The sequence below is a fragment of the Pseudoclavibacter sp. CFCC 14310 genome, from assembly GCF_008831165.1.
Taxonomy (GTDB): domain Bacteria; phylum Actinomycetota; class Actinomycetes; order Actinomycetales; family Microbacteriaceae; genus Pseudoclavibacter_A.
Window position 1 is genome coordinate 39772 of sequence record NZ_WBKC01000004.1, and the last position, 24264, is coordinate 64035.

The 24264-nt window shown below is 67.2% G+C and carries 20 protein-coding genes; all 20 read right to left on the bottom strand.

Annotation, left to right across the window (positions count from 1 at the left end; genetic code table 11):
- Positions 1-28: 28 nt before the first annotated feature.
- Positions 29-490: a DUF4190 domain-containing protein gene (locus F8O06_RS09725; protein WP_158038419.1), complete on the bottom strand. Its 462-nt coding sequence runs from the start codon at positions 488-490 to the stop codon at positions 29-31.
- A gap of 556 nt (positions 491-1046) precedes the next feature.
- Complete coding sequence (locus F8O06_RS09730; RefSeq protein WP_158038420.1) at positions 1047-2567, bottom strand: CoA-acylating methylmalonate-semialdehyde dehydrogenase; 1521 nt, start codon at positions 2565-2567, stop codon at positions 1047-1049.
- Between the two features lie 97 nt (positions 2568-2664).
- Complete coding sequence (locus F8O06_RS09735; protein ID WP_158038421.1) at positions 2665-3738, bottom strand: Gfo/Idh/MocA family protein; 1074 nt, start codon at positions 3736-3738, stop codon at positions 2665-2667.
- Entirely contained in the window at positions 3735-4613 is an 879-nt protein-coding gene (locus tag F8O06_RS09740; RefSeq protein ID WP_158038422.1) for a sugar phosphate isomerase/epimerase family protein, read from the bottom strand. Before F8O06_RS09740 ends, F8O06_RS09735 begins: the two co-directional genes overlap by 4 nt.
- Positions 4610-5641 carry a Gfo/Idh/MocA family oxidoreductase gene (locus tag F8O06_RS09745; RefSeq protein ID WP_158038423.1) on the bottom strand — a complete coding sequence of 344 codons (1032 nt, stop codon included), beginning with the start codon at positions 5639-5641 and terminating at the stop codon, positions 4610-4612. The genes F8O06_RS09740 and F8O06_RS09745 overlap by 4 nt, the downstream gene beginning before the upstream one ends.
- Positions 5638-6420 (bottom strand): SDR family oxidoreductase, encoded by a 783-nt coding sequence (locus tag F8O06_RS09750; protein ID WP_158038424.1) that lies wholly within the window; start codon positions 6418-6420, stop codon positions 5638-5640. The genes F8O06_RS09745 and F8O06_RS09750 overlap by 4 nt, the downstream gene beginning before the upstream one ends.
- A complete protein-coding gene (locus F8O06_RS09755; protein ID WP_158038425.1) occupies positions 6417-7535 on the bottom strand; it encodes a Gfo/Idh/MocA family oxidoreductase in 1119 nt (372 codons plus the stop codon). The genes F8O06_RS09750 and F8O06_RS09755 overlap by 4 nt, the downstream gene beginning before the upstream one ends.
- On the bottom strand, positions 7528-8544 hold the full coding sequence (locus F8O06_RS09760; RefSeq protein ID WP_158038426.1) for an ATP-binding cassette domain-containing protein: 1017 nt from the start codon (positions 8542-8544) through the stop codon (positions 7528-7530). Before F8O06_RS09760 ends, F8O06_RS09755 begins: the two co-directional genes overlap by 8 nt.
- Positions 8541-9620, bottom strand: a complete 1080-nt coding sequence (locus F8O06_RS09765; RefSeq protein WP_158030780.1) for an ABC transporter permease — start codon at positions 9618-9620, stop codon at positions 8541-8543. The genes F8O06_RS09760 and F8O06_RS09765 overlap by 4 nt, the downstream gene beginning before the upstream one ends.
- A gap of 35 nt (positions 9621-9655) precedes the next feature.
- Positions 9656-10687 (bottom strand): substrate-binding domain-containing protein, encoded by a 1032-nt coding sequence (locus F8O06_RS09770; RefSeq protein ID WP_158038427.1) that lies wholly within the window; start codon positions 10685-10687, stop codon positions 9656-9658.
- Positions 10688-10828: 141 nt separating this feature from the next.
- Positions 10829-11779 carry an NAD(P)-dependent oxidoreductase gene (locus F8O06_RS09775; protein WP_158038428.1) on the bottom strand — a complete coding sequence of 317 codons (951 nt, stop codon included), beginning with the start codon at positions 11777-11779 and terminating at the stop codon, positions 10829-10831.
- Entirely contained in the window at positions 11772-13031 is a 1260-nt protein-coding gene (locus F8O06_RS09780) for a Gfo/Idh/MocA family protein (protein WP_158038429.1), read from the bottom strand. Before F8O06_RS09780 ends, F8O06_RS09775 begins: the two co-directional genes overlap by 8 nt.
- Before the next feature lie 63 nt (positions 13032-13094).
- Entirely contained in the window at positions 13095-13886 is a 792-nt protein-coding gene (locus F8O06_RS09785; RefSeq protein WP_158030777.1) for an HpcH/HpaI aldolase family protein, read from the bottom strand.
- Positions 13883-15853 (bottom strand): 3D-(3,5/4)-trihydroxycyclohexane-1,2-dione acylhydrolase (decyclizing), encoded by a 1971-nt coding sequence (gene iolD / locus F8O06_RS09790; RefSeq protein WP_158038430.1) that lies wholly within the window; start codon positions 15851-15853, stop codon positions 13883-13885. Before iolD ends, F8O06_RS09785 begins: the two co-directional genes overlap by 4 nt.
- A gap of 112 nt (positions 15854-15965) precedes the next feature.
- Positions 15966-17438, bottom strand: coding sequence for an aldehyde dehydrogenase family protein (locus tag F8O06_RS09795; protein WP_158038431.1), 1473 nt, complete (start codon positions 17436-17438; stop codon positions 15966-15968).
- Positions 17439-18319: 881 nt separating this feature from the next.
- Complete coding sequence (locus F8O06_RS09800) at positions 18320-19504, bottom strand: LacI family DNA-binding transcriptional regulator (RefSeq protein ID WP_158038432.1); 1185 nt, start codon at positions 19502-19504, stop codon at positions 18320-18322.
- Between the two features lie 149 nt (positions 19505-19653).
- A complete protein-coding gene (locus F8O06_RS09805; RefSeq protein WP_158038433.1) occupies positions 19654-20592 on the bottom strand; it encodes a 5-deoxy-glucuronate isomerase in 939 nt (312 codons plus the stop codon).
- Positions 20589-21575 (bottom strand): deoxyribose-phosphate aldolase, encoded by a 987-nt coding sequence (locus F8O06_RS09810; protein WP_192496917.1) that lies wholly within the window; start codon positions 21573-21575, stop codon positions 20589-20591. The genes F8O06_RS09805 and F8O06_RS09810 overlap by 4 nt, the downstream gene beginning before the upstream one ends.
- A complete protein-coding gene (gene iolC, locus F8O06_RS09815) occupies positions 21572-22711 on the bottom strand; it encodes a 5-dehydro-2-deoxygluconokinase (RefSeq protein WP_158038434.1) in 1140 nt (379 codons plus the stop codon). Before iolC ends, F8O06_RS09810 begins: the two co-directional genes overlap by 4 nt.
- Positions 22712-22895: 184 nt before the next feature.
- Positions 22896-24257, bottom strand: coding sequence for a phosphoglucosamine mutase (glmM, locus tag F8O06_RS09820; protein WP_158038435.1), 1362 nt, complete (start codon positions 24255-24257; stop codon positions 22896-22898).
- Positions 24258-24264: the final 7 nt, after the last annotated feature.

A 24264-nucleotide genomic window follows, 5' to 3' on the forward strand; every position in this document is an offset into this window, starting at 1 on the left:
CCGGCCGTCCGTGGCCGGAATGCCTGCACTACTTATGGAACACGCTGATGATCGTGACGAGAACCCAGAAGTACCCGAGCGCCAACGCGATGATGCTGGGAATCATGCCCTGTCTCGTGCCGCCTGCCCTGATTTTGTGCAATGCGATGTGTGCCATAGGGATGGATGGCACCCAGAAAGTGACGACCGACAGCACCAAGCTGATCCAAGCGAGTGCGAGCAATCCCCCAGAGGTCTTCGGTGCGTGTCTCTGTGCGGCTGCGTAGTTTCGCTGCTGAGCTTCCTGCTCAGCCGGCGACTGCTGCTCGACCTGCGTGTACGGGTCAACCTGGCGTTGCTGCTGGGGCGCCTGCTGCTCCTGAGCTTGCGGGGCATACTGCTGGTACTGCTGAGGAGGCAGCGGCTGATACTGCTGTGGAGGTGCCGGCTGGTAATACTGAGGAGGCTCCGGCGGAGCAACCTCGGGCACGGCAGATGCGGGCTGTGACACAGCGCTCTGCTCTTGAGCTGGCTGCGCATGGGCCGACCGAACCTCGCGCGGATCGAAAAACTCGGAATCATTCATTGGCTGCGTTGCCCCCGTCTGTCACGCCAAGATCTTCCTAGGAGTATTCACAGACCTAGTCGGACGGTGAGCAGTGTAGCATAAGCGAATTTCACCAAAATGACACACCGAGTCGGTGCACAGCAGCAGGATGTCGTGGCCTGACATGTGTCTCCTCATTGAGTCTGAAACCGGTGAACACGCACCGGCCAGTCACGAGGTCGTGCGGCCCACGGCCAAAGATACTCCCGTTTCTTCGCTCAGGGTAGGGTCACGGCCGGTGCGCTCGGCGATCGGCGCGCGGACAGCATCCTCCATATTCAGCACAGCACAGCACAGCACAGGGCACGGTTGCTGCAGTGCACGGTTCCGCTGCATGTGTACGGTTCCGCCGAGATCACCTCGATCTGAGCAGAACCGCGTACATCTCAGTAGAACCGTGCACGTCTGAGCAGAACCGTGCACATCTCAGCAGAACCGTGCACAGGCGCCCGCCCCCAACTCAGTCGTTCTGCGGGAACCCCAGGTTGATCCCGCCGTGGCTCGGGTCAAGCCACCGCGACGTCACGGCCTTGGTCTGCGTGTAGAACCGCACGCCCTCGGCGCCATGCGCCTTGGTGTCGCCGAAGAGCGACTGCTTCCACCCGCCGAACGAGAAGGTCGCCACCGGCACCGGAATCGGCACGTTGATGCCGATCATGCCGACCTGCACCTCGCGCTGGAAGCGCCGCGCCGCACCGCCGTCGTTGGTGAACACCGCCGTGCCGTTGCCGAAGGCACCCGAGTTGATGAGATCGATGCCCTCTTCGAACGATGACACCCGCACGATCGCCAGCACCGGCCCGAAGATCTCTTCGGTGTAGGCGCGCGAGGAGGTCGGCACTTTGTCGAGCAGCGTCGGTCCGAGCCAGAATCCGTTGGCATCGCCGTCGGGGTTCACGTCGCGACCGTCCACCTCGACGACCGCGCCGTCGCCCGCCGCAATGTCGATGTACGACGCCACCTTGTCACGGTGTGCTTCGGTCACCAGCGGCCCCATGTCGCAGCCGCGTCTGCCGTCGCCGATGCGCAGCTTCGCAATGCGCTCTTTGATGCGGCTCACCACGTCGTCACCGACCGGGTCAACGGCGACCAGCACCGAGATCGCCATGCACCGCTCGCCGGCCGAGCCGAACCCGGCGTTGATGGCAGCATCCGCGACCAGGTCGAGGTCGGCGTCGGGCAGCACCAGCATGTGGTTCTTGGCCCCGCCGAGCGCCTGCACACGCTTGCCGTGCGCCGTGCCGGTCTCGTAGACGTACTGCGCGATCGGCGTCGAGCCGACGAACGAGATCGCCTTCACGTCAGGGTGAGTGAGCAGGCCGTCGACCGACACCTTGTCGCCGTGCAGCACGTTGAACACGCCGTCGGGCAGGCCGGCCTCCTTCCATAGCTCGGCCATCCAGATCGACGCCGAGGGGTCTTTCTCGCTCGGCTTCACCACGACTGTGTTGCCGGCCGCGATCGCGATCGGAAAGAACCAGGACGGCACCATCGCGGGAAAGTTGAACGGGCTGATGATGCCGACCACGCCGAGCGGCTCGCGAATCGAGTACACGTCGATGCCGGACGACACCTGGTCAGAGAACTCGCCCTTCAGGTGGTGCGCGAGGCCCGTGGCGAACTCCACCACCTCCTGCCCGCGGCTGATCTCGCCGAGGGCGTCGTCGATCACCTTGCCGTGCTCGCTGGTGATGATCTCGGCCAGTTCGCCCTTGCGCTCGTTCAGCAGCTCGCGAAAGCGAAAGAGCACGGCCTGCCGACGCGCGAGCGACAGCTGGCTCCAGGCGGGGAACGCCGTCTGCGCCGAAGCCACCGCAGCGTCGATCTCGGTCTGCGTGGCGAGCGGCACCTGTTTCGTCGCGACGCCCAGCGCGGGGTCGTAGACGGGCGACGTTCGCGCGCCCGGCTGTTCGACCGCGTGGCCGTCGTACCAGTGCGGCACGGTGGGCAGGTCGGTGTGGGTCTCGGTCTGTGCATTCATCGGTGGATGCCTTTCTCTTTCGATCGTTGTGTGTCGGCCCGCGATGAACGAGCCAGGCGAAGACGTGCGATGTTCGTGTCAGGGTGGCGCTGAAAACTCATGCGGATGCCGTGTCGAGGGCGCCCGCACGCAGCGGCAGGCCGGTGGCGCGGTACACCTCGTCGATCAGACGCATCACCTCGCGCGAGCGGGCGAGCTCGTCGCCGTCACGCCGATTCGCCGCGTGCTCGGCACGCACCGTATCGAGCTGGTACGCGTAGGTGTGTCTCGTGCCCGCGTGCGTGATGTGCTCGCCGGCATCATCGGTGATGATGACTCGGTCGTCGACCTCGGGCATCAGAAAGCGAGGCACGCGCGCGGTGCCGCGCTCGCCGTGCACCGTGATGCTGAAGTCGAATCCGTCGCCATGCTCGCCGCCGCCCGCGTTGAGCACGTCGTCGGCCATGCTTGCCTCGATGTGCACGGGCAGCTCGCCGAATGAGAGCTCTGCCGTCACCCGTTGGTCGACCCTGGGGTCGAGTCTCCAGACGTCGGCGCTCGCACGCCGCACCCGTCCATGTGCGAGCCCGTCGCTGTCGAGGCCCTGCCCTAGCGCCTCGGCCAGCCGCTGCGAGGCGTGCAGCGCGTAGCATCCGACGTCCATGAGTGCGCCGCCTGCGAGATCGAAGCTCCAGCGTGGGTCGTCTTCGGCAGGCTCGGGCATGTGCATATGCACGTCGAGTCCTGTGACTCGCCCAAGACGACCTGCGCCGACCTGCGCCAGCAGGTCGCCGAAGAGCGGATGGAACCGATAGTGCCATGCCTCCCAGAGCCATCCGGAGGAGTCTCTGAGCACCTCGGCCACCTGATCGAACTCGTCGAGATTCGCGGCGAACGGCTTCTCGAGCAGCACGCTCTTGCCCGCTTTGAGCGCGCGAACGGCCCATTGCGCGTGCAAAGCGTTCGGCAGGCCGATGTAGACGAGATCGACGTCGGGCCGAGCGAGCAGCTCGTCATAGGTCGCAGCCACATCCTGCCACCCGTGCGTGTCTGCGTACGCCCGCGCACGCTCCGGGTCGCGGGCGGCGACGGCGACCAGCGCATCCCCGGTCTCTTGGGCCGGATCGCTCACAGCGGTGACTGTGATCCGAGCCGCGCCGATCGACCCTATGCGCAGCGGCTTCGCGCTCATGGCCGGTCCAGACTGCGCAGGAACTCGATGCTCTCGGCGACGTCGGCGACCGCTGCGTGAACGGCTTCGACGTCTGGCAGCACAGTGTCCTGCTCCATCGTGTACCACCCCTGATAGCCCTGGTCTTCGAGCGCGCGCACGATGTCGCCGATGCGAGCATCGCCCTGCCCGAGCGGTCGGTACATGCCCTGCACGACGGCCTCATAGTAGGTCAGATCGCCATCGCGCACGCGCTGCGCCATCGCGTTGTCGACGTCTTTGAGATGCGTGTGGCGAATGCGGTCGCCGTGCTCACGAGCCAGCTGCAGCGGGTCGGTGCCGCCGATGAACAGGTGCCCGGTGTCGAGAGTGAGCCCGATCGTCGACCGTTCGAGCACACGCTCGACGTCGTCGCTGCTCTCGATCAGCGTGCCGACGTGCGGATGCAGCGTCGCCGTGATGCCGCGCGACTCGGCGGCCTCGCGAGCGCGGTCGAGGTTCGCGAAGAAGACGTCCCACTGATCGTCGTCGAGCTGCACGCGCTCGTCATAGCCGTCTTCGCCGCTCACCGCACTGTAGATGACGGTGGTGGCGCCGGCGGCGACGTAGGCGTCGAGCTCGGCCTCGATCTCGGGCAGCGGGTCGTGGCCGGCTTTGTGCAGCACCAGCGGGAAGAACCCGCCGACGGCCTTCAGCCCGCAGCCGCTCAGCACCTGAGCGCGCTCTGCGGGAGCCTGCGGCAGAAAGCCCTCGGGGCCGAACTCGGTCGCTGCGACGCCCAGGCGGCGCATGTCGCCGAGCACTTGATCGGGGTTGAGCTGGTAGCCCCAGTCGGGCACTTCGCATACTCCCCATGAGATCGGGGCTGCGGCGATGCGGTCGGTGATGGTCGTCATTCTGGGTCTCCTGATTCGGGGGATGCTGTGGTGGCAGTAGTGGGGACGGCCTGCCAGCCGCCGGTTTCGCGCGAGCGCAGCACCGCTTCGGTGAGCCGAGCCGCGACGAGCCCGTCAGAGCTGCCGGGGCCGGCGACGGGGTGCTCCGGAGCGTCGCGAATCGCGTTCGCCCAGTGCTGCAGTTCGATGCGGTAGGCCTCGGCGAAACGGGGGCGCCAGTCTGCGGCGAGGTCATGCCGCACCCCGCCGCCACGACGCTGCACCGCGGTGACCGGTGTGGTGAGCTCAAGTGTTCCGAGCTCCCCCACCGTCTCGCAGCGCACTTCATAGCCGTAGACGGCGTTGGCCGTCACCTCGACGGTGACCAGTGCGCCGTTGCGCAGACGCAGCAGGGTCACCTGCGGGTCTGCGTAGTGCACTCTCGTCGATTCCCGCGCCGCGAGCCAGAGCACCTCGACAACAGGTGAGTCGAGCAGCCAGGGCATCACGTCGAGTTCGTGCACCAGCGAGTTCACGATAGTTGCGGTGGCGTCCCATCCCGCAGGCATCGACACGTTGCGGTGCACGGCGTGCGCGAGCAGGGCCGCCCCGATCTCGCCAGCGGCGATGCGCCGACGCAGGTCGGTGTATGACGGATCGAACCGTCGCATGAACCCCACCTGCACGAGGGGTCGTCCGGCCGCCTGCTCGGCAGCGACGATCGCCTCGCATTCGGCGACGGTCGGCGCCAGCGGCTTCTCGCAGAGCACCGGCAGCCCAGCGGCGATGGCCGCGAGCGTGAGCTCTGCATGGGTGCGATCGGCGGATGCGATGATGACCCCGTCAAGAGTTCCGCCTGCGATGAGGTCGAGTGCGTCGCCGCTCGCAACGGCTCCGATGGGTTCGGCCACCGCACGGGCGCGGTCGAGGTCGATGTCGGCGACCGCGGCGATGCGTGCCCCCGACACGGATTCGGTGATGGTCTTCACGTGATCGGCGCCCATGACCCCGGTTCCGATCACGCCGATTCGTAGTTGCTGATCGCTCATTCGTAGCCTCCGATGACGTTCTGATCCCAGTCGATGACCGACCCGGTCACGACCCCGCTGCGTTCGCTCAGCAGAAACACGATCGCATCTGCGATCTCGTCCGGCTGGCCGAGACGGCCCATCGGCTGCGCGGCTGCGGCACTCTTCTGCCAGCCCTCCTCACCACCGTGAAAGGCGCGCTGAATGGCGTCTTCGCCCGGAGTCTGCGCCCAGCCGATGTTCAGCCCGTTGATGCGAATGCGGTCGAACCGATGCGCGAACGCAGCGTTCTTCGTCGCCGCAGCCAGACCGCCCTTCGAAGCCACGTAGGGCGCGAGATAGGGCTGCCCCGCGTGGCTCGAGATCGAGATCACGTTCACGATCGTGCCTGGTTCGCCACGTCGACGCAGGTTGTCGATGGTGCGGGACATCGCGAAGAACGGCGAGGCGAGGTTGAGCTGCAGATGCTGCTGCAGCAGCTCGTGTGTGGTGTCGGTGATCGTGCCGCGGGTGGTGAGCCCGGCTGCGTTCACCAGACTGTCGATCCGGCCCCAGCGTTCGATGGTCTCGGCCACCGAGCGCTCGGCTTCGCCCGGCTGCAGCAGATCTGCCGAAATCATCAGCGCCTCCGCGCCATGCCGTTCAATCTCGTCCAGCACTGGTTTGGCCTTCTCCGCGTGACGGCCCACGATGGCGACCCCGCGCGCTCCTTCGCGAGCGGCAGCCACGGCGGTCGCGCCGCCGATGCCCTGTGTGCCGCCGGTGACGAGGACGACTCTGTCCTGCAGCAGATTCTTCATACGTGTGCCTCTCTGGTGAGTGGGATGGGCCCGGCAGCATCAAGTTCAGAGGGGGCATCGACCTCAGCGGCGGGGTCCACTTCGTTGACGGTGATCACGCGGCCCTCTTCCAGGCTGCGCTGAGCGGCGACTGCGAGCGCGAGCGCCTGGCGTCCGTCGTCGAAGCCGGGCGAGAACGGCAGCCCCTCGCGTGCTGCGGTGACGAAGCTCTGCAGCTCGGCACGGTAGGCGGACTCATACCGAGTCAGAAAGAACTCCTCCCACGCCGAGCCCTGGTCGGTGCCCGCTGCAGTGTCGAGGCGCACCCGTGAGGTGCGGTGGTTCTCGACCCGAAGCGTGCCGTCTTGGCCGAAGACCTCGATGCGCTGGTCGTAGCCCGAGGCGCTGTGTCTCGAGTTCACGATCAGCACCTGCACGCCGCTGGCCGAGGTCAGTGTGGTCATCGCCGTGTCCAGATCACCGACCGCACGAGCGCCGTCGTCGAAGAGCGCACCTCCCGATGCACTGACCGAGACGATCTCACCCACCAGGTTCCGGGCCATGTCGAAGTCATGGATCGTCATGTCGCGAAAGATGCCTCCCGAAACCGCCAAGTACTCCTGCGGCGGCGGCGCAGGGTCGCGACTGGTGATCACGACCTGTTCGATGCGACCGATTTCTCCTGCTTCGGCACCCCCCATGCGGCGCCGAAGCTCGGCGAAGTCGGGGTCGAAGCGCCGGTTGAACCCGACCATCACACGGGCCGCAGCCGGCCCCAGGCGGCGCGCAGCGGCATCCACCGAGGCCAAATCGAGATGCAGCGGCTTCTCGCAGAGCACACGGCGACCGGTCTCGACCACACGCTCGATGAACTCCAGGTGCGTCGGCGTCGGCGTGCCGACCACGACCGCGTCGACGCCGTCGTCGGCCAGCACCTCTTCGAGAGTGCCCGCGGCACGGGCGCCGTTCGCCGCAGCGACCCGCTCGGCCGCGGCGGGCACGGCATCCTGCACCCACCGCAGCTCGATGTCGGGCAGGGCCGCCGCCGCTGCGGCGTGCACCTGACCGATGCGGCCGGCCCCGAGCACGGCCAGGCCGAGCGGTCGGCCCTGCTCGATGGCACGGGCCTCACCCATGACGACCGCTTTCTGCGCCGTGGCCGTGGTCGGCCGCAGCGGTCTGCGACTCGTCGATGATCGTCGTCGGGCGGGTCACGGTGAGATGCGGCACGTCGACCGTCGAGTCCTCTTCAATGTCGTCGCGAATCGTGCGCAGCACACCGGTGTCGGTGTCGGTCTGCGCCAGCTCGTGCACCAGCTCTTCGAGCTCGGCGCCGCCGGCCATCATGCTGGTCAGCTCGTCGAGGGTGACCTCGTTCTTGCGGTAGTAGCCGATGCTGCGGCCGCGCTTGAGCAGCAGGAACCGGTCGCCGACCGGGTAGGCGTGGTGCGGGTTGTGCGTGATGAAGACCACGCCAAGCCCGCGCTCGCGCGCCTGGATGATGTAGCGCAGCACCACACCCGACTGCTTGACGCCCAGGGCGGCCGTCGGCTCGTCGAGAATGAGCACCTTCGCACCGAAGTGCACGGCGCGGGCGATCGCGACGCACTGACGCTCGCCACCCGAAAGCGTGCCGATCGGCTGGTCGACGTCACGCAGGTCGATGCCCATGTCGAGCAGCTCCTGCTTCGTCGTGCGCCTCATGAAGTCGACGTCGAGGCGGCGGAACGGCCCCCACCCCTTCGTGACCTCCGACCCGAGGAAGAAGTTGCGCCACACCGGCATGAGCGGCGCGACGGCCAGATCCTGGTAGACCGTGGCGATGCCGAGGTCGAGCGCTTGGCGCGGTGACGCCAAGTGCACCGGGTCACCTTCGACCGAGAAGACGCCGTCGTCGTGCTTGTGCAGCCCGGCGATGATCTTGATCAGCGTCGATTTGCCTGCGCCGTTGTCGCCCAGCACGCAGGTCACCTCGCCGGCGCCGACTTCGAGGTCGATGCCCTGCAGCGCGATGATGTTGCCATAGCGTTTGCCGACGTCTTCGAGCTTCACGAGCGGCGTGTGCCCGCCCGCCTGGGTGCGCGTGCCTGTCGCGGACGCGGTGGTCGCCGTGGTCGAGGCCGTGGTGGTTGCGGTCGTGTTCATTTCTTTCCTCCGCCTTTCGCAGCGCGACGCTGCAGCATGAGGTTCAGCACGGTGGCGCCAAGCAGCATGGCGCCGAGGAAGAACTTCAGCCAGTCTGGATTCCATTCGGCATACACGACGCCTTTGAGCGCCATGCCGTAGATCAGTGCGCCGATGGCGCCGCCGATGGCGCTGCCTGCACCACCGGTCATCAGGCAGCCGCCGACGACGGCCGCGATGATGTAGAGAAACTCGTTGCCGATGCCCTCGCCCGACTGCACGGTCTTGAACGCGAACAGCTGGTGCATGCCCAGCAGCCACGCGCAGAAGCCGACGCCCATGTAGAGCATGATCTTCGTGCGAGCGACCGGAACGCCGACCGCACGAGAGGCGTCAGGTGCACCACCGCTCGAGAAGATCCAGTTGCCGCCCTTGGTGCGCTTCAGCAGCCACGTGGCGACGACGACCAGCAGAATCCAGTAGAAGACCGTGATCTTCACGTTCACGCCGAAGACCGGAATGTCAGAGGCGAAGACAGCCTCGGCCGAGTCGAACCCCGGCAGGCCCTGCACCGACGGAGTGGCGACTCCGCCGGTGATGAGCCTGGTGACACCGAGGTTCAGACCGGTCAGCATGAAGAACGTGGCCAGCGTGATGATGAAGCTGGCCAGCTTCGTCTTGGTCAGCAGCCACCCGTTCAGGGCGCCCACCGCCAGTGAGAAGACGAGGCCGAAGACGACGCCCAGCCAGACATTCGTGCCGAACCAGTAGGTGAACAGCGAGGCGCTGAGCGCACTGCTGATCACGCCGACGCCGGCCGACAGGTCGACCTCGCCGCCGATCATCAGCAGCGAGACTCCGACGGCCATGATGCCGACCGTCGAGGCGCCGTAGAGCACCGTGGCGATCGACGACGGCTGCGTGAACGTCTGAGAGACCGAGGCGAACAGGATGAACAGTACGACGGCTGCCGATCCGGCCCCGAACTCAGGCTTCGAGAAAATGCGTACGAACACGCTTGATCGGGCGACACGTTCGTCTTTGCCCGGGGTGGGGCCGGTCTTCGCCGGCCCCACCGCAGTGGTCGAGGTGGTCATGATGTGCTCCTCAGCTTCAGAATGAATCGGGCAGACTAGCGTGTGCCGTTCTTGGCGAACTCTGCGACTGCGTCGGCATCGTCCTTCGTCAGGATGTTCGGGCCGGTGTAGACCGGTTTGCCGCCGCCGATCGTGTTGCCATTGGTCTTCTGCAGCCAGATGTTCTCAACGCTCAAGTACCCCTGCAGGTACGGCTGCTGATCGACGATGAAGGCGAGTCGGCCGTCCTGCAGCGCGGTGATGGCGTCGGCGCTCATGTCGAAGGTCGCGACTTTGGCACTGCTGCCTGCGCTCTGCACGGAGTCCAGTGTGCTCATGGCGATCGGAGCGGCCAGGGCCATCACGTAGTCGATGTCGGTCGTGGTCTGCAGCTTCGAGGTGATGGTCGACGCAGAGCTGGCCATGTCGGCGATGTTCACGTAGATCTGTTCGACCTGCCCGGTGAACGTCGACTTCACGCCCTCACAGCGCTGTTCGAGAGCGATCTGCCCCTGCTCGTGCACGATGCAGAGCACCTTCTTGGCGCCGACCTCGTTGAGCTGCTTGCCCGCCGACTCACCAGCGAGAGTCTCGTTCTGCCCGAAGTGAGCCGAGATGCCCAGATCTGCGAACTGGTTCTCGCCCGCGTTGATCGACACCACGGGGATGCCTGCGGCCACAGCCTCTTTCACTGCGCCGCCCACAGCGTCTGGCTTCGACAGTGCCACGACGATGCCGTCAACTTTCTGGTCGACGGCCTGCTGCACCAGCTGGGCCTGTCGGCTGCCGTCAGGGTCTGACGAGTAGAGCAGTTCGACGTTGTCTTTCGCTGCGGCGGTGTCGCCGCCCTTGCGGACGATGTCCCAGAAGGTATCGCCGGGAGCGGCTGACGTCACCATGGCGATCTTCAGACGGGGTGTGTCGACGTTCGCGCTCTTGGCCCCTGCCGGGCCGGAACACGCCGCCAGGGACACACCGGCGATCACGGCGATCAGCAGCGCGAGCATCCTGCGGATGCCATTGCGTCGCCGACGAGGTGCGGTTGCAGCCGCGCCGGGGCTGCCCGGCGTCGTTGTCGTGGTGTTCATGTTGTCCTCACTTCGTTGTGATTCGGTTTCTGTTGCGATTCGATATTCGATTGGTACTGCGGAGTTTCTGGTGTTTCTCGGTTCTGTGATGTCTCTCGGTTCCGTGCGGTGGTTCAGATGCTGTGTCTCACGTTCATGCGTTCACCGGCTGGCATCCACCAGTTCTGCGGCGTTCACCGCGAATTCCGGGCGACCGCCCGCGATCACGGCGGCGACGGCCTGCGCAGCCATGCGGAAGGTCGCTTCGCTGGCCGCGACCGAGAGGCCGGTGACGTGCGGGCTGACCAGCACGTTGTCGCGGTCGAAGACTGGATGATGCGGTGCCGGTTCGCTGGCGAAGACGTCGAGCCCGACGCCGCCGAGCACACCGGCCTCGAGAGCCTCGTCAAGCAGATCGATGTCGACCAGCCCGGCACGTGAGCAGTTGATCAGCACCTGCCCGGGCTTCGCGCTCCACAGCAGATCGCGGTCGAGCAGCGGCCGATCGGTCTCGGGCACATGCAGCGTGAGCACGTCGCTCTCGGCGACCAGCTCGGCGAGCGACCGGTTGGGCAGGTCGTCGGCCTGAATGTACGGGTCGTGCACGCTCACCTCGAAGCCGAGCGCCTGACCGAGCTGTGCGACGATGCGGCCGATACGACCGTAGCCGACCACGCCGAGGCGGCTGCCGAGCAGATCGCCGGGAGTCGGAATGGGTGCGGTGCCCCACTGTCCTGTGCTCACCAGGCGGTGCTCCTGCGGCACACGCTTGACGAGTGCGGCGGCAAGCGTGATCGCTCCCTCGGCCACTGCGCGGGCGTTGCTGCGCGGGGTGATCGCGACCGGGATGCCACGCTCGGTGGCCGCCGCGACATCCACCCGATCGACGCCGACGCCGGTGCGCGCGATGACCTTGAGCGCCGGCATCGCATCCAGCGCCGCACGGTCGACCACGTAGGCCGCACGCACGATCGCACCCTGCGCCTCGGCCAGATCGGCTGCGCTCGGATCGGTCACCAGGCGCACGTCGTCGCCCAGCCATTCGGTCACCAGCGCCGGATCGACCGGGCCGAGGCCCACGACGACCGGCTGCCCACCGTTGATGTCAGCCATGTCGCACCTGCTCTGGAGCGTTCGCGCGAACCGCGACGGTGGTGCTGCCCGCCTCGTCGGGAATCTGCTGCCAGCGGCCGTCGGCGGCGCTCTGCTCGGCGGCTGTGACGACCGAGTTCGCCGCGACCGCATCGTGGATGTTCGAGTTGGCCTGGCCTGCTCCGGTGACGGCCTCGAGGAACTTGCGCGCCTCGATCACTTTGAGGTCGTCGTAGCCCATGGCCGTGCCCGCGCCGGGCTGAAAGTGGCCGAAGTCGCCATAGCCGTCACCGGCGTAGACGGTGGTGTAGCCGAACTCTGCGGCACTACGCCCCAGAGCGACCTCGAGCTCGTTCATGCGCTGGAAGTCCCAGCGCACCGATCCCTCGGTGCCGTAGATCTCAAGGCCGTAGCTGGCGCGCGGACCGACGGCCACGCGAGAGGCCTCGAGTGTGCCGACCGCGTCTGCACCGGCCGCATCGCCGGCGAGGCGAATCAGCATGCCGGCGTAGTCCTCGTTCTCGACGGGCTTCATGACGCCGCCTTCGATCACGGCGAAATGCGTGGCCGAGCCCATCGGCAGCTCCGGGCGCTCTGTGTAGACCGTCTTGGTGACGGCGCTGACCTCGGCGACGGGGCCGACGGTGTAGTGCACCAGGTCGATGAGGTGCCCCATCAGGTCGCCGAGTACGCCCGAGCCGGCGAGACTGCGAATGAACCGCCACGACAGCGCGCCGTTGGGCTCGGCCGAGTAGTCGGCGAACATGCGACCGCGCACGTTGGTGATGCGGCCGAGGGTGCCGTCGGCGACCAGCTGGCGGATGTGCTCGACCACCGGTGCGTGACGGTAGTTGAAGCCGACCGAGGTCACGACGCCGGCGGCGTCTGCGGCCTCGGCCACACTGCGGGTCTCGTCGACGTTGCGGCCGACCGGCTTCTCGATCCAGAACGGCTTGCCTGCCTTGGCCGCGGCGATGCCCATCTCGGCGTGCAAGAAGTTCGGCGCGCAGATCGAGACCACGTCGACCTCGGGATCGTTGAGCACGTCGTGATAGTCGGTGGTGAACTTCTCGTAGCCCAGCACGTCGTGTGCGTAGGCGGCGCGGTCGGCGGCGGTGTCTGCGGCGTGCACCAGGCGTGGCGAGATGCCGAGCTCCGGGTAGACCAGCGGCAGGTTGCGGTAGGCACGGCTGTGCAGCTTGCCCATCCATCCCACCGAGATCAGGCCGACGCCGATCTGTCGCGGAGGGTTCGTCGTTGGTGTGTCGGTCATTGGTGTGCTCCTCGTCTCTGAGTGCTCAGTGTTCGTCAAAACTGGGGGGGTGCGGGGGTCGGTTCAGCTCTGCTCCCGCAGCCCGGTCACGGTGTCGTGCACCGCTTGGGCCAGCAGAGTCGAGTCAGAGCCGATGGTCAGAAAGGTGAAACCGCGCCGCTGGTAGGCCCGCGCAGCTTCGAGATTCGCAGCGAGGATGCCGACCGAGACGCCGTGCTGTCGACCGGCCTCGAGCACCCGGTCGAGCGCCTCTTGAAACACCGGGGCGTCGAACTGACGCGGCACCCCGAGTGCGTAGCTGAGATCGAGCGGCCCGACGAAGAGCACGTCGACTCCGGGCTGCGCGGCGATCTCATCGACCGTCTCCAGCGCAGCGAGCGTCTCGATCTGCACCACCGTGATGGTGTCGTCGTTGGCGCGATCGAGCGCCTCGCGGTCCTGCCCCCAGCGGGCGGCCCGGTTGTACGAGGCCACCCCGCGAATTCCCTCAGGCGGGTAGAGCTGGCCGCGACGAGCCTCGGCGACCTGCTCGGCAGAGGTGATGCGCGGCAGCATCACGCCCGCCGCCCCCGAGTCGAGCACGCGACCGACGCGGATGCGCTCCGGTGTCTCGACCCGCACCAGGGTGGGCACGCCGTAGGCGGCCGCAGCGGTCACGATGTCGCCGATCTGCGACTCGTCGCCGCCACCGTGCTCGAGGTCGGCCAGCAGCCAGTCTGCGCCCGACGCGGCGACCACTTCGGCGGCCATCGTCGACCCCAGGCCGATGAACAGCCCGACGGTCGTCTCGCCGCGTGCGAAGCGCTGCTTGAGCTCTGCGTTCACCGTGAGGGGTGATACCCGAGCGGCGCTCATCCGTGCCACTTCTGATCTGCGCGGCCCTCGAGGTACTCGTCGTAGAGTTCCTCGACCACTTTGTCACCGCTGACCTCGGCGGGCGAGACGTCCCACCAGACCTCGGCACCCGGCAGGTCGACCTGCGGCACGGTGGCCACCACGATCACGACCGGGTGTGTGGCCCCGCGGGTGCTGTCAAGCGCCGCACGGAACTCGTCGGCGGTCTCGACATAGTGCGTCTCGGCACCGAGGCCGTGCGCGATCTCGATCAGGTCGATCTTCAGGTAGTCGCCCTCGAGTCGGCCCGGCTTGGTCTCGCCGACCTCTGTGACGGCCTGGTGCAGCGAGGCTCCGGACTCGTCGCGATAGCGAAACTCGTTGGCGAAGTGACGGCCGGTCTTGCCCATCTGCAGACGACGGATCACCTGGAAGCCGTGGTTCTCAGAGACCACCAGTGTGAACCCGATGCCCTCGGCGGCTGCGGTGACGATCTCGGTGGGCTGCATCAGGAAGGTGCCGTCGCCGATGAACGCGGTCACCCGGTGCTCCGGGTTCGGGTCGGCCAGGCGCACGCCGATCGCCGCAGGCAGCTCGTAGCCCATGCACGAGAAGCCGAACTCGAGGTGCGCATGGCGGCCGTCGGTCGCATCCCACACCTTCTGCAGGTCTCCCGGAGGGCTGCCCGCCGCCGCGATGATGGTGTCGCCGCTGCGTGCGTGCTCTTGCAGCACGCCGATCAGCTGCCCCTGCGTGATCACGGCGTTCGTGACCGGCGCATCCGGGTGATCGGTGCGAACGAACGCCCGATCGGGGTCGAGAGCCGCTGCTCGCTTCGGTGCCCAGGCATCCTGCTCACGGGCGATCTCTTCACGCCACGCCGCAGGGATGCTGTAGTCGCCCAGCTCGTCGGCCAGCGCCCGCAGCGCGAGCTGCGCGTCAGCGACCGCGGCGACCGCGCCCTCTTTGATCGCGTCGAACTCGCTGACGTTCACCGAGGCGAAACGCGCGTCGGCCGCGAAGAGCGACTGCGAGGCGGTGGCGAAGTCGGTCAGGCGGGTGCCGACGTGCACGATCAGGTCGGCATGCTGCGCCAAGTGATTCGTCGCCGGGGTGCCCTCGAGTCCGATGCCGCCGACCTGGAAGGGGCCCGGCTCGAGCACGGCGCCCTTGCCGCCGAAGGTCTCAGAGATCGGCAGGTCGGTCGAACGTCCGAGATCGGTGATCTCGCGCTGGGCGTCGGAGTAGATCACACCGCCGCCAGCGATCACCAGAGGGCGCTCGGCCCGACGAATCAGCTCGGCGATCTCGCCGATCTCGGCGGGGTCGGGCAGCGGACGACGGATCTTCCAGTCACGCGGTTCGAACATCTCGACGGGCCAGTCGTGTGCATGCGACTGGACGTCCTGCGGCAGCGAGAGAACGACGGCACCCGTCTCGACCGGGTTCGCCAGCACGCGGAACGCCTGCGGCAGCGCCGTCATCAGGTGCTCGGGGCGGCTGATGCGTTCGAAGAAGCGCGAAACGGGGCGGAAGGCGTCGTTCACCGTGGTGTCGGGCGCCGCGGGATTCTCGAGCTGCTGCAGCACCGGCCCCTGGCGACGGGTCGCGTAGGTGTCGCCGAGCAGCAGCAGCAGCGGCAGTCGGTTGACCGTGGCGAGGCCCGCTGCGGTGAGCGTGTTGGTCGCTCCCGGACCGATGGATGCGGTGACCGCGAGCGCCTGACGCCGCTTGGCCGCTTTGGCGTAGCCGACGGCGATGTGCCCGAGTGACTGTTCGTTGCGGCCCTGGATGAAGGGCAGCTGATCGAGGTTGGCGGCGAAGGCCTGCCCCAGCCCGGCGACATTGCCGTGGCCGAAGATGCCCAGAGCCGCGGGGATGAAGCGCTGCCGCTCGCCGTCGACCACGCTGTGCTGCGCGGTGATGTAGCGAACGATGGCCTGCGCGACGGTGAGCCGCACCGTCTTGCCGGATGCTCCGTGAACCATGTCGGGTTCCTCTCTGCGGGTTTCGTGTTCCTGAAGTCGTCTCGTTTCGAGCGGTGTCGAAGCGCGACGCTGGTCTGTTGGGGTGTGTGCGGGCGTCTGCCGTGCAGCCTGGTCAGCCGTGCAGCACGATGGTTTTGACCTCGGTCATCTCGGCGACCGCGGCGCGTGGCCCCTCTTTGCCGATGCCGCTGGCTTTGAGCCCGCCGTAGGGCATCAGGTCTGCGCGCCACAGCGGCGTCCAGTTGATGTGCACCGAGCCCGCGTCGACCTCGCGAATGACCTTCGTGATCGTCGAGACGCTGCCGGTGAAGACGCCCGCTGCCAGGCCGTACGGGGTGCCGTTCGCCACAGCGAGGGCGTCGTCGAGGTCAGAGGCCTCGGTGATCGCGACTGCCGGGCCGAAGAGCTCCTGCTGCGAGAGCGGGTCTTCGAGCCGCACACCGTCCACGATCGCCGGCTGCACGACCGCACCGTCACGGTCGCCGCCGGTGACCAGTCGGGCGCCGCGTGAGACCGCATCCCGAATGCTGTCGTGCACGCGCTCGGCCTCGCCCTCGGTGATCAGCGTGCCGATGTCTGTCGACGCGCTCGACGGGTCGCCGGCCCGCAGCTGCGAGACCTTCGCGGCCAGGGCATCCACGAAATCGGCGTGCACGTCACGGTGCACGACCACGCGCTGCACCGAGATGCAGACCTGGCCCGCGTTCGCGTAGCCGCCCTTTGCGACTGCCTCGGCAGCACGCTCGAGGTCGGCATCCGGCAGCACCACGGTCGGCGACGAGGCTCCGAGTTCGAGCGAGAGCTTCTTGACACCGGCGATCTGAGTGATGCGCTCGCCCACTCCGGTCGAGCCGGTGAATGAGATCTTTCGGATGCGCGGGTCGCTCACGAGCAGGTCGCCGATCAGCGAGCCGGCACCGGTGAGCACGGAGAGCACACCCTCGGGAAGCCCTGCGTCGACGAAGCACTGGGCCAATGCGAGCGCGGTGAGCGGTGTGGTGCGGGCGGGTTTGAGGATCACAGCGTTGCCCGCTGCGAGCGCCGGGGCGATCTTGTGCAGCACGAGCAGCGACGGGTAGTTGAAGGGGGTGATCGCGGCGACGATGCCGACGGGCTGGCGGACGGTAAATCCCACCTTCTCGAGGCCGGTGCCGGGATTCGCGTCGAGTGGCAGCGTCTCGCCGTAGAGCTGGGTGCCTTCGAAGGTGGCCAGGCGGATCAGCTCGCCGCTGCGCGAGCACTCGGCGGTGGCCTCGGCGAGCGTCTTGCCGTTCTCAGCCGAGAGGATCGCCGCAATGCGGTCGACGCGCTCATCGGCGAGCTCGGCAGCGCGAAACAGGATGCCCGAGCGCTCGTGTGCTGGAGTGCGACGCCAACGGGCGGCACCGGCTTCTGCGGCGCGGACGGCTTCTTCGACGTCTTCGGCTGCAGCGGCGGTGATCTCGGCTACGGTCTGGCCGGTGTAGGGATTGGTGACGGCCTCGACCGCGCTCTGAGCGCTCGCCGGCTGCCACTGGCTGCCGATGAGCAGCTGCCCTGCGTGTGCGAGTTCTGCCGCGCCCTGCGGGTTGTCTGCTGACGCCATTGTCACGATTCCTTCGCTTCACCGTTCGTTTCGAGCTTGTGGCCGCTGAAGGCCTTGCTGTCGGCTCTTCTGACGCCGGTGCTCGCGGCCTCGTCCGAAAGCAGTCTCGTCTGAAACTCGTTCATCTCGGTTTCTTCAGAGGCCGGGGCCGCTCAGCTTCATGCGGTCGTACTCGATTCGAGTCCAACCTCAGTGTTGGACCGGTCCAACTTTAGGCATAAGACCCAGGTGACTGACAAGTGCTGCGGCCCAGATATACGATCTGCGTCTCTCGTCGTGCGCCGGGCTGAACTTCTGTACCTGTACCGAGCCAGGCTTTGTTCTTGCGCCGACCTGGGCTTCTGTACCTGTACCGACCTGGGTTTCTATTCGCGCGCCGGGACACTGACCCCCACTCTCAGCAAATCCTCGGCGAGACTGCCGTTGACTCACGCCGGCGCTCACTCTGGCTGCCCTGCGCATCGACTTCGCTGCACGCGGTTGCGCTGGCAGGTGCACGGTTCCGCTAAAATCCCCCCGATCTCAGCAAAACCGTGTACATCTCAGCAAAACCGTGTACATCTCAGCAGAACCGTGCACACCTACAGAGCTGTCCACGGCCAGCGCCGCTCGGCACTCGATCACCGCCCCTAAGCCCCGCACATGACCCTGCGCACAGAATCTGGGCACGAGCCCTGCACACGAACCATGCAAACAAAACCTACACATGCGCCCTGCACACGAAATCTGGACCTGAGCACCGCCCCTTAAACCCTGCACACGAGCCCTGCACACCGACCACTCCATACGGGCTCTTAAGTTCACGCGCACAGCAGATCAGCAGCTCCCCGCGCCGTCGCCTTCGCGCCGAGCGAGGCCGCTTCGCCGCGGTCAGGCTGGTGTCACGCAGCAGTCGAACCGCGCACGACAAGTCGCGGAATCACCAGCCGCTCGCGATGCCCCTCGAACGGCCCGTCGGCGTCGAGCAGCAGACGCACGGTCTCGTGCGAGATCTCCTCGTTGCGTGGATCGACCGTGGTGAGCGAGATGCGATCGATGCCCGAGAGCGCCGTGTCGTCGTATCCGGTGACCGCGATGTCTTCGGGCACGCGCAGGCCGAGCTGTTCCACTGCGGTGATCACGCCGAGCGCCGCCAGATCGTTCACCGCCACGATCGCGGTGGGGCGTTCCCCAGCAGGGCGCAGAGTCAGATTCTCAATCGCCGAGGGGCGCACATCATCAGGATGCAGGGCCTGGGTCCCGATCGCAGCTCCCGTCCCAGCGGCTGTCGGCGCAGCATTCCTCACCGCAGCATCCCCCACCGCACCGGCTCGCCCGCCGGGATCCCCCGGCGAACGCGTCAGCAGACGACGCGTCACCTCGATCGCGCGCTCCGTCGTGTAGTCAGAGAGTTCGACCTCGATGTGCTCGGCCAGTCGATGGCGATGCATCGCGCCTTCGTACGCGTCACGTCGATTGACAGCTGCGCCGCCGCCGGCACCGCCGACATGGGCGATGCGTCTGTGCCCGCGCTCGACGAGATGATCGACGATCAGATCGATGCCGATGACATCGTCGTTGCGCACCACATAGACGTGCTCGAGATCATCTGCCGTGCCGCTGGCGACGACCGTCGGTATGCGTTCCATGAGCGGCTGCACGATGTCGAGCGAGGGCACCGATCCGATGACCACCAGGCTGCTCGGGTGCATGTCACGCAGCACGGGCAGCACACGATCGTCGAACTCCCGGTTGCCACCGGCGTCGGTGAACAGCGCACTCGACACGAGTGTGCGCTGCCCTGCGCCGCGCAGCTCGGCGCGAATTCCCTCCAGAATCTCGGCGAAGATCGGGTTCGCGAGGTCGGGCACCATCACTCCGACGAAGTCTCCGTCGCCAGCCGCCAACGAACGCGCCATCCAGTTCGGTGAGAAGCCGAGCCGCTGCGCCGCATCGAGCACGAGCTTTCGACGCACATCGCTGACCCGCGGATCGTCATTGAACACCATCGAGACGAGAGACTTCGACACGCCGGCTTCGGCCGCCACGTCTCTGATCGTCGGCCCACTTCTTCGACCTTGCCCCATGATGCCCCCTTTGGTGCCACATTCATCATCGCAGCATTCGCCGCGCGTCGTGGCCCGCTCGATCTGCTCGGTCTCCCCGATCTGCCCACTCTTCCCTGCCGGTCTGCTCGGCCCGCTCGGCCCGCTCGGCGCACTCGCGGCGTATCCCCTCACCCGCCGAAGGGCAGCCTCGCATCGATCTGCCCGGCATCCCAGGTCTCACGCAGCCATCCGTGCGCCGGGTCGTCCTGGATGAGCCACTCGCGCTCGCCCGCACCGGCCATCACGTTCAGGTAGTACGCGTCGTAGCCTGGCGCGGCCGCCACCGGTCCGTGATAGCCGTACGGCACCAAGGCGATGTCACCGGTGCGCACCATGGCGCTGATCTCGATCGGCCGACGATCCGACGGATACGTCGCGAACAGCGCGAACGGATCGGCTTCGTGACCCGCCGCCTCCACTCCAGCGTCGACAGCCCGAGCTGAGGCATCGGCGACCCCGCCCAGCCCGCGCTCGACTTCGACCTCGAAGTAGTAGATCTCTTCGAGCGCCGTCTCGACACCGGGCACGTCGCGGTCGTGCTTGTGCGTCGGGTACGACGACCAGCAGCCGCCGGGGGTGAGCACCTCGCACGCGATGATCGCCCCGGCACGCAGCCGGGCCGGCGTGCCGAAGTTGTGCACCTGTCGACTCATGTTGCCGCTGCCGCGCAGCTCGACCGGCACGCTCTCACGCCGAATCACCTCGACCGGCAGCCGCAGATCGGTGTACGCCTGCGACACCGACACCCGACCGTGGCCCGTGAGTGTGTACTCGGCGTCGATGGGCAGATAGAGCGCATCGGCCGGCCCGTCGAACACCGACGCCCGCCCGCGCAGCTCCACGGCAGCATCCGGCGCTGCGCCGGGCACGCTGTAGCGCACCTCGCACTCACCCGTCAGCGGCAGGATGATCGACTCACGCCCGCTCGCCCGCTCGCTGACCGGCCCCCGGTCGAGATCGGCGATGCGCAGCGCGGTGTGACGCCAACCGGGAACGCCGCGGTCGACCACGTCGCCCCAGCCGTCACGAGCGAGTTCGCCGGGTCGATAGGTCCATTTTCGGGTCATGCGGATGCTCCCCTCACGCCCGCGACGTCAGCCGCCTCATCAGCCGCCTCGGCAGGTGTCTCGCCGACAGGATTGCCGTGCACCAGTTCGACGGCACGAGCGACCGCACCCTCGACATCGCCGTCGGGTGGGTAGAGCAGCGAGCGCCCCACGACCAAGCCGCGCACGCCCGGCAGCGCCAACGCGTCGGCCCAGCTTCGGAACGCCCCCTCTGGGTCGGCACTGGTGTCGCCACCGAGCAGAAGCATCGGCAGCGTCGTCGCCGCCGCTACCGCGGCCATATCGTCGACCACCGGCACTTTGAGCCAGGTACTGCGCGAAGACCCGCCGAGCCCAGATGCAATCGCCACCGAGCGCACGACGGCCTCGGTGCTGAGGTCGTTGACGACGCGCGTGCGCTGCCCCTGGGGCACGCGCCGGCTGATGAACGGCTCCAACAGGATCGGCACGTCTGCCTGCGCGAAGGCGCTCACCTCAGCGGCGATCGTCTCAAGGGTGCGCACGGTTCCCGGGTCGTCAAGGTCGATGCGCACGAGCGCCTTGCCCATGTCGAGTCGGTCGCGCAGCACGTCGGCCAGCCGGTGTGCGGTGAGCCGGTCGTCCATTTCGAAGGATGCGCCCGCGAGCCCGCCTCGATTCAGCGACGCGATCGCCACCCGGCCGTCAAGCAGCCCGAGCAGCGCGAGGTCGTCGAGCACATCGGGGGTGCCGAGCACTCCGTCGACTTCGTCGTTCTCGAGTGCAGCCGCCAGACGCCGCAGCAGGTCGTCTCGGCTCGACATGGCCATGGGGTCGTCGCCGATGCCGAGCGCTCCACGTGCCGGGTGATCGGCTGCCACGATGAGCAGACGGCCGTCATCCTGCAACAGCGGCCGGCGAACGCGATCTGCATGTGACATATCGATGCGGTGCGGCTCGCAGGCGCGCACCTCGCGAAGCTCGGCGAGTACTGCGGCGAAGTCGTCGTCAGGGATCGCACTCATGCGCGTACCTCACTGTGTGCGTCGTCTGCATGGTTCGCGGCACCCGCAGGACCGGTCGAGCCGAGCATCGCATCCACCTCGAACTCGGTCGGCATCGCGGTCGAGCATTCGCGGCGCGATGCCACGATCGCGCCGGCGGCGTTCGCGAAGCGCAGAGTCCGTTCGAGCGGCCAGTCATTGAGCAGCCCGTGGATGAGTGCCCCGCCGAACGCGTCGCCGGCACCCAGCCCGTTCACCACCACGACCGGCGTCGGCGGGACCTCGACGCGTTCGGTCGCAGTGCGTGCGAGCACGCCTTTCGGGCCCTGTTTCACGATCGCGAGCCGCACACCGGTCGCCAGCAGCGCCTCCGCGGCGCGATCGGGATCGGTCTCTCCGACGGCGACTTCGCACTCTTCGCGATTGCCGACGGCCACGGTGACCTGCGGCAGGATCTGCGCGATGCGTTCGTGCGCCACGGCCGAGCTGGGCCAGAACTGCGCACGGTAGTCGAGGTCGAGCACGACAGTCGGCTCGTCCCCGCCGCCGCCTGCCCGTCGCAGGGCCTCGAGATGGGTGTCGAAGCTCGGCTGCTCACTGAGCCCGGTGGCGGTGAGCCAGACCAGACGTGGTCGCTTCAGCGATGTCGACTTCGACGACGCCTCGGGCAGCACTTCGTCGAGCTGTTCGGGCAGCAGGCAGAGGTCGGGGGCTTTAGGCTCTCGGTAGAAGTAGAGGGGAAAGTCGTCGGGCGGAAATATCTCGCAGAATGTGACTGGAGTCTGGTACTCAGCCACTGTGCGCACACCGGTCGAGTCGACGCCCAGGCGCTGAAGCTCGTGCCGCAGATATCGGCCGAAGGGGTCGTCGCCGACTCCCGAGATCAGCGCTGGGTGGTGCCCGTATCTGGCCGCCGCAACGGTGACGTTCGCGGCCGAGCCGCCGAGGTATTTGCCGAAACTGGTGACCTCTTCGAGACCCAGGCCGTTCTGCAGCGGGTAGACGTCGACGCCGAGGCGCCCGAGTGCGACGACGTCGGGAGTTGACGAGGCTGAGCCAGCTGGACGCGTTGTGCCGGCGCCGGTGTCTGCATCTGTGCCTCTGTGAGGGCTCGTGGGGGGAGCCGAGTCTCCGACCGAACTATTGGACCGTTCCAATTCTGTCTCCTTCAGTGCGCCTTTGCAGTGAGTAAGGGGTACTGATGAGACTAGCCCACCGAGACGACCGGCGTCGAACGTGACGGGCGATTCCGTGGAGGGCGAAGGTGCTCAGGAGGTGAGCTGGAGTGACGATCGGCTCGGTGCGACGTTCTCTGCGATCTGTCTGGGGCGTTATGCGGCGTTATGCGGCGGCGACGGTGAGCTGCTCGCGCACGACGGCCGCGAGCTTCTCTGCCCAGTCGTGTGCGACACGCTCTGACGTCGCCTCGACCATCACGCGAACGAGCGGCTCAGTGCCGCTCGGCCGCAGCAGCACGCGACCTTGGTCACCCAGCTGGGCTTCGGCATCCGTCACCGCGTCTTTGATCACGGCGTTCGACGACAGTGCGGTCTTGTCGACGCCGCGCACGTTGATCAGGGTCTGCGGATACACCGTCATCGCCTCGTCGGCGAGAACCGAGAGCGGCTTGCCCGTCTCGGCCATGACCGAGAGCAGCTGCAGGCCGGTCAGCAGGCCATCGCCTGTGGTGGCGTAGCGGCGAAAGATGACGTGCCCGGACTGCTCGCCGCCGAGACCGAGGTTCGACCGGTTGAGCTCTTCGAGCACGTAGCGGTCGCCCACGGCGGTCTGACGAACCTCGATGCCCGCCTTCTGCATGGCGAGGTGCAGGCCGAGGTTGCTCATCACAGTGCAGACCAGCGTGTTGCCGGGCAGCTGGCGCCGCCGGTGCAGCGCAGTGGCGAGGATCGCCATGATCTGATCGCCGTCGATCACACGGCCGTTCTCATCGACGGCCAGGCAGCGGTCTGCGTCGCCGTCATGGGCGATGCCGACCTGTGCACGATCTGCGATGACCGCCTCTCGCAGCTTCTCGAGATGCGTCGAACCGACGCCGTCGTTGATGTTGACCCCGTTGGGATCTGCACCGATGAGTCTGACGAGCTTGGCACCGGCGTCGGTGAACGCCTGGGGCGAGACACCGGCTGCTGCTCCGTTCGCGCAGTCGAGCGCCAGACGAATGCCGCCAAGTGAGTTGGGCACAGTGCCGAGCAGGTGCAGCAGGTACCGGTCTTCTGCGTCTGCGAACGTGGAGATGCGCCCCACGTCGACACCGGTTGGGGCAAGCTTCGGCTGGTCGAGTTCGACCTCGATCTTGTCTTCGACCTCGTCAGGCAGTTTGAGACCGCCCTTGGCGAAGAACTTGATGCCGTTGTCTGCCGCGGGGTTGTGCGATGCAGAGATCATCACGCCGAAGTCGGCCTGCAGATCCTGCACGAGGAACGCCGTCGCCGGCGTGGGCAGCACGCCCGCGTCATGCACGTCGACTCCCCCGCTGGCCAGCCCCGCCGCGACCGCAGCGCCGATGAACTCACCGGAGATGCGGGGGTCGCGACCGAGGACGGCCATGGGACGACGACCCGCCGCCCGCGCCTCAGCGCCGAGCACCCGCGCAGCGGCCTGAGCCAGCTGCAGCGAGAGTTCGACGGTGAGGTCGCGGTTGGCGAGTCCTCGCACCCCATCGGTGCCAAAAAGTCGAGGCATGACGTTC

Bases quoted from the DNA above. Each gene is read 5' to 3' on its own strand.
- F8O06_RS09745 (WP_158038423.1), bottom strand. From the start codon at position 5,641: ATGAGCGATCAGCAACTACGAATCGGCGTGATCGGAACCGGGGTCATG.
- F8O06_RS09785 (WP_158030777.1), bottom strand. From the start codon at position 13,886: ATGAGCGCCGCTCGGGTATCACCCCTCACGGTGAACGCAGAGCTCAAG.
- F8O06_RS09800 (WP_158038432.1), bottom strand. From the start codon at position 19,504: ATGGGGCAAGGTCGAAGAAGTGGGCCGACGATCAGAGACGTGGCGGCC.
- glmM (WP_158038435.1), bottom strand. From the start codon at position 24,257: ATGCCTCGACTTTTTGGCACCGATGGGGTGCGAGGACTCGCCAACCGC.
- F8O06_RS09765 (WP_158030780.1), bottom strand. From the start codon at position 9,620: ATGACCACCTCGACCACTGCGGTGGGGCCGGCGAAGACCGGCCCCACC.
- F8O06_RS09780 (WP_158038429.1), bottom strand. From the start codon at position 13,031: ATGACCGACACACCAACGACGAACCCTCCGCGACAGATCGGCGTCGGC.
- iolD (WP_158038430.1), bottom strand. From the start codon at position 15,853: ATGGTTCACGGAGCATCCGGCAAGACGGTGCGGCTCACCGTCGCGCAG.
- F8O06_RS09735 (WP_158038421.1), bottom strand. From the start codon at position 3,738: ATGAGCGCGAAGCCGCTGCGCATAGGGTCGATCGGCGCGGCTCGGATC.
- F8O06_RS09730 (WP_158038420.1), bottom strand. From the start codon at position 2,567: ATGAATGCACAGACCGAGACCCACACCGACCTGCCCACCGTGCCGCAC.
- F8O06_RS09795 (WP_158038431.1), bottom strand. From the start codon at position 17,438: ATGGCGTCAGCAGACAACCCGCAGGGCGCGGCAGAACTCGCACACGCA.
- F8O06_RS09810 (WP_192496917.1), bottom strand. From the start codon at position 21,575: ATGAGTGCGATCCCTGACGACGACTTCGCCGCAGTACTCGCCGAGCTT.
- F8O06_RS09740 (WP_158038422.1), bottom strand. From the start codon at position 4,613: ATGACGACCATCACCGACCGCATCGCCGCAGCCCCGATCTCATGGGGA.
- F8O06_RS09760 (WP_158038426.1), bottom strand. From the start codon at position 8,544: ATGAACACGACCGCAACCACCACGGCCTCGACCACGGCGACCACCGCG.
- F8O06_RS09750 (WP_158038424.1), bottom strand. From the start codon at position 6,420: ATGAAGAATCTGCTGCAGGACAGAGTCGTCCTCGTCACCGGCGGCACA.
- F8O06_RS09805 (WP_158038433.1), bottom strand. From the start codon at position 20,592: ATGACCCGAAAATGGACCTATCGACCCGGCGAACTCGCTCGTGACGGC.
- F8O06_RS09770 (WP_158038427.1), bottom strand. From the start codon at position 10,687: ATGAACACCACGACAACGACGCCGGGCAGCCCCGGCGCGGCTGCAACC.
- F8O06_RS09775 (WP_158038428.1), bottom strand. From the start codon at position 11,779: ATGGCTGACATCAACGGTGGGCAGCCGGTCGTCGTGGGCCTCGGCCCG.
- F8O06_RS09755 (WP_158038425.1), bottom strand. From the start codon at position 7,535: ATGGGTGAGGCCCGTGCCATCGAGCAGGGCCGACCGCTCGGCCTGGCC.